Here is a 12,449-nt window from a genome sequence, read left to right as displayed (position 1 = left end):
CATTCCTCCTCTGTTTAAGTTGGAACTACCTCATTGTTGCTTTCCATTGATTGATCTTTACTTTCCACTTTGATAAAAATGAAATCTGTCACACAGGTCATCATATATGCCAGAAGACTTATGCTGAAAAACGGGATGATGCCCGGAATGAACATTAAGAGATATTGCAGAAGAATAATTCCGACGACCATTAGCAGTAAAAGGTGAGGGTAAGTAAGCCCGATCAATAATGCCGATTTTAAGTACTGCAAAAATGGCATTTTATAACTCACATACACTTGGAAAATCATCAGCGACATAATGAAGAAAAGGATACAACAGAATAGCATTACATATCTCAAAATGATCAAAACTAATGCATCCCCCTGTAAAAGGGTCAAATTAAGATAGAGAAGGTATCCAAGTATAACGAGCACGATGCCAAGGAGGTTGGATTTAAGGAATTCCTTCTTGTAATAGTGCCAGAACGTCTTGATGATAGGCAGATCGCTCTCTCCTTGACGCCACTTTCTGATCAGGGAAAAAACGGCGATTGTTGCAGGCATTATCCCGAATGCGATTCCTCCCAACACTGTGAAGCTGATCCACAGCAGGTTAAGGTAGGCCAACCTGGCAATAACTTGACTGACATTATAGAACCCTCCCCAAAGCCCTCCCATATCCATTCCAATCATCCTTTCTTCTTTTTTTAAAGCTCTTTTCGTAAAGATTGTTGCTGTAAGCCCGTAAAAAATCGGCTATTGGATTTTTCACTGTCCTTTTCACTTCAAATTAAGTGGTAGCTTTTTAAGTTAAAAAGGAAAAGAGCACGACAGCAACGGTGGTAACATGTTGTACAAACATACGTAAAAGCAACAATCAATGCGAAAACAGCCTTTTTTAAACATCAATTCGTTTTATATCATAGGGTTTGTTCTCCACACAGGAACGCCAAACCCCTTCCCCGACAGCAATGGAGTACGCTCCAGCTTTTGCTCCCGCCAAAATTTCATACTCCCTTGCCGGGTCGGGGCCAAGAAACAGATCCTCCAGAAGCAAAGGGTCTCCCCCGCCATGTCCGCCTTCTGTATGTACCACATGAATGATTTCCTTCGAGCCGAATAGCGGGAAATAATCGATTGTCTGTTGCATTGGAATCGGAAAAGGAATACGGCTTGGTTCATGGTATTCCGTCGTTTCAATCCTTCCTTTTGTACCATTGATCGCCAATCTGTAGCCCTCATAAGGAGCTGAGAAATTCACTGAATAACTGAGCAAGGCCCCTTGGTCGTACTTCACAACAGCAGCATATGTATCCTCGATATCAATTCCGGAGTCGAATATGCATGCATCTGGACGATAGTCTGTGTATAGATTGGTGTTTTCCAAACTTTCAAGGAGGTGATCATCTTTAACCTTTGTACTACTACCTCTGGAACTCCAACGCATATGATAGGAGCATTTCTGTCTTTCGGCACAGCTTTCACAATGCCGGCCATCTTTTTTGGAAGGGTTATGCTCCCCATTTTCCCCATAATAATGACGGTCACCAATTGCAAATACCTGAACAGGATTCTGGTCAATCCACCAATTTACAAGGTCGAAGTGATGGCTCGATTTATGGATAGATAGCCCTCCAGAGAAATCCCTTTGACGGTTCCACCTTTTAAAATAGCTTGCTCCGTGATATGTATCGATGGTCCAGTTTAGATCAATCGAAGTTACTCTTCCGATGTGCCCTTTCTGGATAAATTCTTTAATTTTGCGATGGATAGGACTGTATCTGTAATTGAAAGTGACGACAACCTTCCCTTTACTCAACTTTTCTGCTGTAAGAACCCGATTGGCATCAACCATAGTTGTAACCATCGGCTTTTCGGTGATGACTTCGAGGTCGTATTTTAGTCCCAGCACAATATAGTCGACATGAGTATCATCTCTCCCCGCAACAATGATGGCATCCGGCTTAGTCTCCTGGATCATCTGTTCGAAATCCCCAGGCCTGAATATAGGGGTGACAGCCAATTCGGGATACTGTTGTTTACATACTTCAAATCGCAATGGATCACCATCCAACAGGCCGACAATGCAATTATCCGTAGCAAAGGTTGTCAACAATGGTTTTATAAACATGTTCAACGCCCGATTGCTTATACCGCAGATTGCATATCTTTTCATCGGAGCACCAGCTTTCTTTCGTCCATGAATTGCTCGATAATCTTCAATGCCTCTTCTCTATGACTGCTGTACTTCGGAATAACCGCAACCAATTCGGATTGGATAGGTAAGTCATTAAAAATCGGCAAATCGGCAGAAACCGGAAGCGCATAGATGTGTTCATCCCCATTTTCATCCTGTGCTTTCAATTCACTACTATCCATAAAACTCTTTAAATCCACCACTGTATCAAGAGGCTCAAGCCCCACCGGATCCAGGATGGCAGGAAGCATTTCTTTCTCAATAATTAGAATGTCTCCTGTGTGACCGACGATATCCACCATAAGTCTCTCCAACATTCCTGGATACAACTGTATATTAATCTCTTCTTCATCAAGATCAACATCTTCCAGAACATTCTTGCCCAACAGGACAGACTCTTGGGGAAGATCTGCATAAACGAGGATTTGAAAGCCTTCTTCCTTCCCCTGGCATGCCGTAAGCATCAGTAATAGGAATGCTGTTAGCAGGCACAAGAAAATCGGCTGTTTTTTTCTAACTGAAGACATCGATCTTCCTCCCCAAAAAGTTAATGTTCTATCCGAGCAGTTTCTCCATTTCCAGACAAGCAAAGATGAAGGAACCTGCACCATGCAGGTCATTTTGGCTGCATTCCCTGTTCACATAGTAGTCGTAGGTGCCAATAGATGTCCCAATACAGATATCTTTCAGAATCAATCCGTCTTTTTCGGTTTCCTCCGCTTTGTACTGAATTATTCCTTCAAACCCTTTTTTCGCCACATCGGCATATTCTTTTCCTACATATCCTTTTGAAACCGCTTTTGCTATGGTGTAGATGAACAAGCTGGAGCACGATGTTTCCAACCAGTTATCTTCCAAATGTCCTTTATCAATCACCTGATACCATAACCCGCTCTTATCATCCTGATAGGTTGAAACGGACTTTACATATTCTTGAACGACATGGATCCATTCATCACGCTTCGGGTGACCGGAAGGCAGCAAGTCGATCATGTCAATGACCGCCAGTCCATACCAGCCAAGTGCCCTTCCCCAGAATTCAGGTGCACAATGATTGTCCTTATTCACCCAGGGTTGTGCACCCTTTTCATCCCAACCGTGATAGTACAATCCTGTTTTAGCATCTTTTGTGTACTTTCTCATCAACTGCTCCTGATGAGTGACCATATTTACAAGTTCAGGTTCTTGAAAGTCCCTTGCATAGGTCAATGCATAGGGTCCGCCCATATACAAACCGTCCAGCCACATTTGGTAAGGATATTTGTCTTTATGCCAGAAGCCACCTTCACTCGTTACATTCAATGTGGGATAGAGGTCGCGGAGCTTTCGGGCTGCCACTTCGTATTTCTTTTCCCCTGTACGTTTATAGATGGAGAATAATAGCAGTCCTGCCTGAATGGAATCCAGTTCATCACGTGCAAAGTAGAAGTTTCCATTGTCATCAATTAGATGATCCACATAGGATTTAGCATAGTCATAATACTTTTCCTCGGAAGTATGCTCCCACACTCGAAGCATTCCGCAAAGAAACACTCCCTGATGGTAGTGCCAGCGGTTAGCCGGGGGCAGCTCGGAGGTGGTGTATGTGTTCATCAGCGTCTCACTTATTTTTTCTGCATAGTATAATGGCGTTTTCACTTTAATGGCATCTGTCATTTTCATTCTCCTTTTCTCTTTGTAAGCGATATCATTTTACTATTTGATTCTTCTAAGACAGAAGTTAGTCGGTTCGAAACTATTTTTCGATATTTCTGTCTTTTTGTTATTTCTAACTTATCTCTTTCTGCTCATCACCGATACAATCATAAAATGATAACCTTTAAAAATTGCCGTATTTAGCAGTTTCCATGAAATGATATGACATAATGAACCCGATGTTAGAAAATGATTATGTAGATTTATAGGGAAAATAGCTTATAATAGTTTACAAATATTAAATTTTCAGATTATTGACGGAGGGTTGTTATGTCAAACGCGCCAAAAAACTATTACTACAAAATAATAACTTTTACCCTTTTATTGGCGACGATACCAGTAATTATTGTCGGGTTATTTTCCTATTTGAAATCCTCAGAAGTGATTCAGGATAATTTGGCAGAGGAAAAGCAGCAAAGTATTTTTCAGATTCAGACAAACATAGAGCAGGTATTAAAGACGGTTGATCACTCGTTAACCTACTTTGTTTCCACGACTCATCTCAATCAGATTTTAAGGGAGCCCTTAACCCCCTATCAATTTCAACTCTATAACCAAGCAAAACAGGAGTTGAGCAGTCTGCAGACGAAAGAGACCGGAGTGGAAGATATCCTACTTGTCAGCCTTCAGGAAAAGTGGGCCATCAACAACCAGGGGTTGCAACGTCTTACGAAAGAAGAGAACGATGAAATCTATCAAACTTATATTACAGATCCCGAAGGCGCTTCCTGGGTGTTAGAGGAAAAAGATAAAACCGTTTTTACAAATAGCAGAAGCAGTTCTTGTTCCTACCATATTAATCTCGTGAAGCACCTCCCCTTTACAAGTTCCAATAAAACGGGGATGGCAATTGCCAAGATTCCTGCATGTACCTTCAATGAAATTATGGCCCAACAGCCGGAAACGGAAACTACCATTATATTAGATGATAAGTTTCAGGTGGTTGGGCACAGCAATTTCAGTCAGATTTCGGATGACTTTTCCGAATTCGAATACTTGAATCAACTGAGAGATGCCGATGATAAAGCGGGGCAGTTCAATGTTGACATTAATGGAACCGTTTACAAAATCACCTACAGAAAGTCTGATTATAATAATTGGACCTATGTTTCCTTGATCAGTGTCAGCAATCTGAATCAGCAATCCATTTCCATCGGCTGGTTCACTTTGATCATTTGTTCCACATTCCTGTTTCTTTCCCTAGTCTTTTCCCTGATCGGTTCCCGCAGAATATACAGACCGGTTCACCGTCTTCAAGAGATGGTCTCTTCCAATGTAGAGACCAAAACAGGAATGGCCCATAAAAATGAGTTTGACCTGATAGAGCAACGAATTCATTTAATGTTGGACAAGAATGACCAGCTTGAAAGCAAACTGCAGGGACAAGTGACACAGTTGAAACAGTTTTTCATGGTCAAGCTTTTGCAAGGGAAAGTAAGTGAGCACGAAGTTCATTCTAAAATGATTTCTTATGGATATGAACAGGATTGGACCCGCCTCTGTGTGTTCACGGTCCAAATTGATTCTCTTGAAGAATCCATGTTTAATGTAAAAGAGGAGGACCTCCTGCTTTTTGCTATTAATACCATGATCGAGGACCTGATACCAGAGCAGAGCAGATTGACTCCGATTATCATGAATCAAACCCAGGTGACTGTGGTGATAAGTAAACATGAAACAGACGAAGAATATACGCATTATTTGAATGAACTGGCGCAAACCATCCAATCAAAAGTGAAAGAAGAGTTGAATATTCCAATCAGCATAGGAATAAGTTTGCCTTATAAAAAAATCATAGAGACCAATATCGCCTATAAAGAAGGTGTGGAAGCGCTGAAGTACCGGATCAAATTCGAGAATGAGGCGATCATCTTCTTCGAAAACTTGGAGCGGAGCACCGCTTTTCATACCTACTTCCCTAAACAGGTCGAGAACGAAGTATTTGATGCAATAAAAGTTTGTGACAAGGAGAAAGTGGACGAGGAATTAAACAAGCTATTGCGGGTCATCCTTGAGAAAAATCTTAATCATACCCAATACCATATTTCCATCGTCCGTTTCTTGAACAATCTTTTGGAGCTGATGCAAACACTGGGGATCGACGTGCTAAAAAAGGAGTACAAGATGTCCATGTTCGATCAGTTATATGAATTGAAAACGTTACAGGAAATTGAAAACTGGTTTAAGGACATGATCATTTATCCATTAATAGATAATGTGGAAGAACGGACAAATTCTCAATATAAAAACCTATCGGATAAAATCATCCATATTGTTCAACAGGAATTTGATTCGGATATCACGTTGGAGTCAATTGCCACAAGACTTCACTATAACCCGAACTATTTAAGCAGCATTTTCAGGAAGGAGACAAATATGTCCTTCAGTGAATACCTTTCCCTCTACCGTCTGACAACAGCCAAGCAATGGTTGGAGGAGACGAACATATCAGTTAGGGAAATTTCCGAGAGGCTGAAATATACCAATTCCCAAAATTTCATCCGTTCATTCAAAAAAGTGGAAGGCATCACTCCTGGAAAATATCGTGACTTAAAGAGAGCGCAGTAAAAGATAAGAGCAATGTTCACCTATAAAGAATGGACATTGCTTTTATTGTAGCGTAATTCCACCTGGAGATTGCAGTGCAAGGTGTGAGACTCCAGCGGGAGATAGCGGTAGACTTGAGACCCCGCAGGCAAAGCCGAGGAGGCTCAAGCACCGCCCCGCGGAATGCGAACACCTGGAACGGAAATCTACGGGAGTTAAAGGAATTAACTTTCATTCAGCTCTTTATACTCAAACCAATCAAAGTCTGCATAATTATCGCTTACAATTCCATTGCTGCTGGCATACATTCCGATATATGCTCCGACAAATCCACCAGCTACATCACTGCTTAAGATCCTGCCGTCCGTATTAAGATATAATGCCTTCCACTCATCCTCATTTTCACCGTAGAAAAAGCTATAGTCCTGTCCTTTAGCCTCAACCTTGAAATAGAGTTTGGCTTCCCGGATCGGCATTTCCACCAGAGTACATTCCAAACCTCCATTTCTTTCAACAAGACGCACTATTGAATTACCATCCCGGGAAAGAGTCATCTCCATCCTGAACTGAAAATCATTGTTCTGCAGCAGTACAAGTCCCCCTACCTCCCTTACAGATCGGGGAGTGAATTCCATTGCCAGACAGGCGGAAAAGTTCTTATGCTGCTGCCTTCTTCCAACGAAGGAGGGATTCACCTCATCCATTATTCGTTCCGGTTTCAGCTTTAGTCTCAGGTGACTTTCACGCTCCGTAAGCGACCAGAAATCCTTACGTGGCGTACGTATGGTATTCCATTGCATATCAAGAACTTCAGCATTGAAATGGTCACGGGTAAGAACTGTAGGAATTTCATTAACCCGCAGATTCGGAAAAGGCATCCTCGGCTCCACAACTCCTTTTCCCGGGTTTACGACTGGCCAGCCCTCCTCCCAAACAAAAGGAACAAGGAAGGTTTCCCTCCCCAAGTTTCGATACTCTCCCCCATACGGTCTGGAACCGAGACAAACCATCCACCATTCCCCATGCTGTGTTTCCACAATATCTGCATGGCCGATACTTGTTATGTCATGATTTCTCCCTAAATGACGATGAGTAAGAACCGGGTTCATCTTGCAACCTTCGTAAGGGCCGGTAAGGCTTTTGCTTCTGGCTATTGTGACAGAATGGGTGAAGCCTGTACCGCCTTCCGCAATTATTAGATAATAGAACCCCTTAATTTTATACAGATGGGGTGCTTCCTGGGCGTGGGCATTTTTCAGGGCACCTTCCCACAGGCTATAGGTAGGGCCGACCAACTGCTTTTTTTCCAGATCTAACTCCTGCATCCATATTTCCATATGCTTTGGATACATCTGGCCGGAAGGAGGAACGCGATTGCCGGTATAATAAGCTCTTCCATCTTCATCAAAAAACAGGGAAGGGTCAATTCCTTGTGCATTTTCCAGCCAGTAAGGCTCTGACCAGGGCCCTGCAGGATTGGAGGCTGTAACGAAAAAATTCCTCCTAGCCCCTGTTTTACTCACAACAAATGTCGTAATCACATAATAGGTGCCGTTATGGTAACGGATGGTAGGGGCATAGATTCCTTTCGACCCCGGAGTTCCGTCAAGATTCAATTGTGACGCCCTGTCCAATACGTGCCCGATCTGCTGCCAGTTCACCAGATCCTTACTATGGAAAATCGGAATGCCCGGAAAGTATTCAAATGTGGAGGTGATCAAATAATAATCATCCCCCACTCTGCAAATCGAGGGGTCTGGATAAAAGCCTGGTAATATCGGATTCTGGTATAACAAGGTCATGATAGATCCCCCTTTTTCTGCGTTGGAAAACTTGCAGAAAATCGGATCCAGTCAATGTCAACATGGCTGTTACCTTCCTTTTCACTCTTACAGTACAATCCAATTTGCGCTCCTACCCATCTCCCGGGAAGAGCTTTCGCTTCCCTTCCGATCCAGTTGAATTCCTTTTCGTCCATGGCAAAGGCAAAACGGCATACTGCTCCTTCCCTGACTTCCATTCGGAAATATCCTTTACAAGCTTTCACGTTGACACTTTCTTTTGTCTTTCCGTCAACTGAGTAGGATACGGTATAACCTTCCCCTTTCTTTTGCAAAATAAGCCCTTCATAAATATCTCCACACAGAATAAATCCAAATGACTCTTCTTGGGCATCACTCGTAAAGTCAAATTTCACTGTGACAGTAAAAGCTTCAGCCGGCAGCTTTTGCGTGATGATATTCGGAAGTTCCCCAGGCTCTTTAGAAGCTTGGTTGACTGCGTATAGACGCAGCCACCCCCTTCTTTCTTCAATGGAGTACCATTCCTCTTTCATGTTCGCTTTCCATTGCCATTGCAATCCCAAGTTCCCCTCATTGAATTCATCGTTTGTTTGAGGTACCGCCGGGGGATGACTTTCAGCTATATTAGGCTTTCTCCATTGTAGAACAGGTTCCCCTACACCATTTTCATCCTGATTGATGCCCATCCATGGCCACTCATTTTTCCAACTCATAGGCTGAAGATGAGTAATTCTCCCGTATGCTCCTTTGTCCTGAAAGTGGATGAACCAGGATTCTCTGTTCTCAAGTTCCACCCAGGCCCCTTGATGCGGACCATTTATTGCGGTTGAACCTTGGGCCAAAACGACCTTATCCTCATATGGACCAAGAATATTTTTGGAGCGAAGAACCGTCTGCCAACCTGTAGCCACTCCGCCTGCCGGAGCAAAAATATAGTAATATCCTTTACGCTTATACATCTTAGGTCCTTCAATGGTAGGATGATGTATGTTACCATCAAATATAATTTTCCCTTCCCCTATTAGTTCCGTTCCGTCCTCCTTCATTCTGGTAATCTGAAGGACACTCTTAAAACCGATTCTGCTTTTGGCAAAAGCGTTTACCAAATATGCTCTACCATCTTCATCCCAAAAAGGACATGGATCTATCCATCCTTTAACTTCTTTTACAGGATGGAAGGGAGACCATTCCCCGAATGGGTCATCCGTTTTACTCATGAATATCCCTTCGTCCGGTGCACCGAAAAACACCCAATAGAATCCGGCATTATACCTGATACTTGGCGCCCACACCCCTTCCCCGTGCTGCGGCTTGTCATACCGGGGAAATGGAAAGGTACTACTTACATGATTGATAATTTTCCAGTTTACAAGATCTTTGGAATGTAAGACTGGCAGACAGGGAGACATATTGAAGCTGGAAGCGACCATAAAGAAGTCTTCTCCCACCCTGATGACATCAGGATCAGAGTAATCTGCATGAATGATGGGGTTTTTATAAAAACCTTTCCCTAAATCCGGAGACCACACATTCTCCCTCCATATTGTTTCGATTGTTTGATTTTTCATTTAGCTTACACATCCCTTCCTAGCTTTAAATGATTGATTAGCCAATCATAGGACCTTTCCCCATTGATTTCATGTGCACCATCAAAGAAATGGGTATCTACTGCCGACTCTGCTCCAAAGACTGAATAGATTTCCCTGAGCTTGGAGTAAGCTTCCATAGCATGATTGCTCGGAAAAACCTTGTCTCCTAACCCTGATTCGATAAAAAGGGGGCGAGGTGCTATAAGCCCTATTAATTCAGGCATCTCTGCATACTCCAGAATGGATGGGATATAGTTATCCAGACAATGATTTCGGTCAAGGATGCTTCCTTTAAAAGTATTTACATACCCGCTGATGACTGCAGCCTTAATACGTTTATCCAAGACTGCGGTGTATGCTGCAACAAGCCCCCCTCCAGAAAGTCCCATACAACCTATCCGCTCCATATCCGTGTCATCTCTTGTAAGCAGGTAATCCAACAGTCTTCTACACTCATTTATTCTAAGTCCTGCCAACGTTCTGCCTTGCAACAACAAACTGCTTGCAAGAGCAAAACAGGAGTTATCTGTAACATTTCCGGAATGCTGATCCCTGCTCATTCTCCTGTCCCCAAAACCGATGAGCTCCGGTGCCACCACCATCACGCCTTTTTTCACTAACTCCACACCGAAATCCTTATGTATCCCCTTCTCTCCACTTATCTCGCTTCCGTCAGGTTTCAGTCCCACAACTTCTTTGCTTCCATAGCCGTGCCCATGTAACGCCATAACAACTGGAAGCTTTTTTACCTGTTTTCCATGTGTTTTCGGAATTAGAAAATAAATAGGCATGGTAAGTTCAGGGTAGGTCTGCAGCTGCAATCTTACTCTTGTGTAATCTTCCTTTTCGCAAACCTCAAGGATCACAGGGTTCATTTCTTTTGCAAAATCAGGATATCTTCCCAGTGCGTTTTGAAAATTCCCCAGCAGTTCCTTTTGCCATTCCGGACCATAGTGGATGGCATGATTTTGTGTCTTTTCTATATACATTTTTTCAAGAAAGGTATCCGGCTTCCACATAGAATAGTCCCTCCTATCGGTGAGTATGCAGCAAATTGCTCACACTATTTTCATGTTCGACATAGAGAGCACCCAACTCTGCAGATTGTCTGCCAGTGATATAGATATCCTTTGCATTTTTCAATATGACAACTGGAGTTTTGCCATGCACTTTCTTCATGCGCAGGTTTTGTATCTCTACATCTGACGCCTCTTCGAGATGTATTGCAGGACCTTGCCTTGTCTCAATTCGTACTTGGTGTAATTCCAACCCATCAATGAATTTCCCGTAAAGACCTTCCCCCGCCATGGTAATGACCTCTTTTACCATATCAGGTTCGCCCCCCTCTTCATCCGGATCATTTGTCATTTCTATGTGCACATTGAATAAAGAGATATCCTGGACAGGCATTTCCGGAAGTCCATACACAAACCCTGCCGCTGCACGACAGTTTTTAGCTGTAACATTGCTTAATTTTATATGTTTTACTCTTGGGGTTTTTTCAGTGACAGGAATCGCTTCCAACAGATTCATGGATAGATCATTCTCGTCGACTCCGTACCGATAGAAGGAATTAATGGAAAAAGGACAGAATACGTTTTCCATGTAAATATTGTTCACGAGAACATTTTCAATGTAAGCTCCTCTTGCGCGGTTTGTTTTAATGCGAATGCCTCTGTCTGTGCCGATGAAGACACAGTTGGATATGGTCACATTTCGGATCCCGCCTGAATTCTCACTTCCCATCACCACCCCTCCGTGTCCATGAAGCATGGTGCAATTGGTAACTGTCACATTTTCTGTCGGTCTTCCTACCCTTCTGCCATCTTCGTTAATGCCGGACTTCAAGCAAAGACAATCATCCCCCACATCAAAATGGCAGTCAGAAACTCTTACATTGGAGCACGAGTCGATATCAAATCCGTCTCCATTAGGTGTATCGGAAGGATTTTTGAAAGTCACACCCCTCACTTGGACATCCTGACAGTAAACGAGATGAGTATTCCAAAAAGGCGAGTTCTGAAGAGTCACCCCTTCTATCGTTATATGTTCACAGTCCTTGAATTGCAGGAGAGGGGGTCGCAGGAATTGGGAATCCCATTCTACAAGATTGGTAGAAAGGGGATCGAGTAATGCGCTATTATGACGTCGGATATTCTCCGCCACAGAGGTCGAATACTTTTCCCCTTTTTTCAATCGCTTATTGATTTCCCACCACGCTTTCCCTTGTCCATCAAACACTCCATTCCCCTTGATACTCACATTTTTCAGCCCGTCACCAAAGATGAGCGGTGAAAAACCATAGCATTCATAGCCTGACCACCTGGTTTTCACTGCAGGGTAAGCATCAAAATCATCTTTGAAAATCACCTTTGAACCTGCATCAAGAAATAAGGTAATATTGCTCTTCAGGACAATCGGGCCTGTCACAAACTTTCCTGCCGGGAAGAACACCGTTCCTCCACCTTGCTCCGCGCAGTCCCTGATTGCTGCTGCTATTGCATTTGTGTTATCAGTACGGTTATCACCTTTTGCACCATAACTGGTAATGTCATACACAAACATATTTAGTCCCCCTTTTCGACTGAAAAATATTTTTCATAAACACCTAAACAAAAGAGGCAGTTTCGCCTATCTT

At 42.9% G+C, this 12,449-nt stretch carries 9 protein-coding genes; 1 reads left to right on the top strand and 8 read right to left on the bottom strand.

Annotated features, from left to right (window positions below):
• Positions 1-14: 14 nt before the first annotated feature.
• From K9B36_RS07995 to K9B36_RS07980, 4 genes are all read right to left on the bottom strand, one after another.
• Positions 15-674, bottom strand: a complete 660-nt coding sequence (locus tag K9B36_RS07995) for a YesL family protein (RefSeq protein ID WP_223701493.1) — start codon at positions 672-674, stop codon at positions 15-17.
• A gap of 205 nt (positions 675-879) precedes the next feature.
• The gene (locus K9B36_RS07990) at positions 880-2,157 is read right to left on the bottom strand and encodes a Gfo/Idh/MocA family protein (protein ID WP_223701492.1); all 1,278 of its coding nucleotides are present in this window, start codon (positions 2,155-2,157) and stop codon (positions 880-882) included.
• Entirely contained in the window at positions 2,154-2,705 is a 552-nt protein-coding gene (locus tag K9B36_RS07985; RefSeq protein WP_223701491.1) for a hypothetical protein, read from the bottom strand. Before K9B36_RS07985 ends, K9B36_RS07990 begins: the two co-directional genes overlap by 4 nt.
• Positions 2,706-2,733: 28 nt before the next feature.
• On the bottom strand, positions 2,734-3,834 hold the full coding sequence (locus tag K9B36_RS07980; RefSeq protein ID WP_223701490.1) for a glycoside hydrolase family 88/105 protein: 1,101 nt from the start codon (positions 3,832-3,834) through the stop codon (positions 2,734-2,736).
• Between the two features lie 309 nt (positions 3,835-4,143).
• Between K9B36_RS07980 and K9B36_RS07975 the strand changes: the two genes are divergently transcribed.
• Positions 4,144-6,441 (top strand): helix-turn-helix domain-containing protein, encoded by a 2,298-nt coding sequence (locus K9B36_RS07975; RefSeq protein ID WP_223701489.1) that lies wholly within the window; start codon positions 4,144-4,146, stop codon positions 6,439-6,441.
• 203 nt (positions 6,442-6,644) lie between these two features.
• Here the strand turns inward: K9B36_RS07975 and K9B36_RS07970 are convergent, their stop codons facing one another.
• Genes K9B36_RS07970 through K9B36_RS07955 form a run of 4 tightly spaced genes read right to left on the bottom strand, consistent with a single transcriptional unit; the run spans position 6,645 to position 12,376 of the window.
• Positions 6,645-8,222, bottom strand: coding sequence for a glycoside hydrolase family 43 protein (locus K9B36_RS07970; protein WP_223701488.1), 1,578 nt, complete (start codon positions 8,220-8,222; stop codon positions 6,645-6,647).
• On the bottom strand, positions 8,219-9,790 hold the full coding sequence (locus tag K9B36_RS07965) for a glycoside hydrolase family 43 protein (protein WP_223701487.1): 1,572 nt from the start codon (positions 9,788-9,790) through the stop codon (positions 8,219-8,221). The genes K9B36_RS07970 and K9B36_RS07965 overlap by 4 nt, the downstream gene beginning before the upstream one ends.
• Before the next feature lie 5 nt (positions 9,791-9,795).
• Entirely contained in the window at positions 9,796-10,830 is a 1,035-nt protein-coding gene (locus tag K9B36_RS07960; protein WP_223701486.1) for an alpha/beta hydrolase family protein, read from the bottom strand.
• Between the two features lie 13 nt (positions 10,831-10,843).
• The gene (locus tag K9B36_RS07955) at positions 10,844-12,376 is read right to left on the bottom strand and encodes a glycoside hydrolase family 28 protein (RefSeq protein ID WP_223701485.1); all 1,533 of its coding nucleotides are present in this window, start codon (positions 12,374-12,376) and stop codon (positions 10,844-10,846) included.
• Positions 12,377-12,449 lie beyond the last annotated feature (73 nt).

This window comes from Sutcliffiella deserti, assembly GCF_020037475.1.
GTDB lineage: Bacteria > Bacillota > Bacilli > Bacillales > Bacillaceae_I > Sutcliffiella_A > Sutcliffiella_A deserti.
This window is presented reverse-complemented; position numbering and strand designations above follow the sequence as displayed.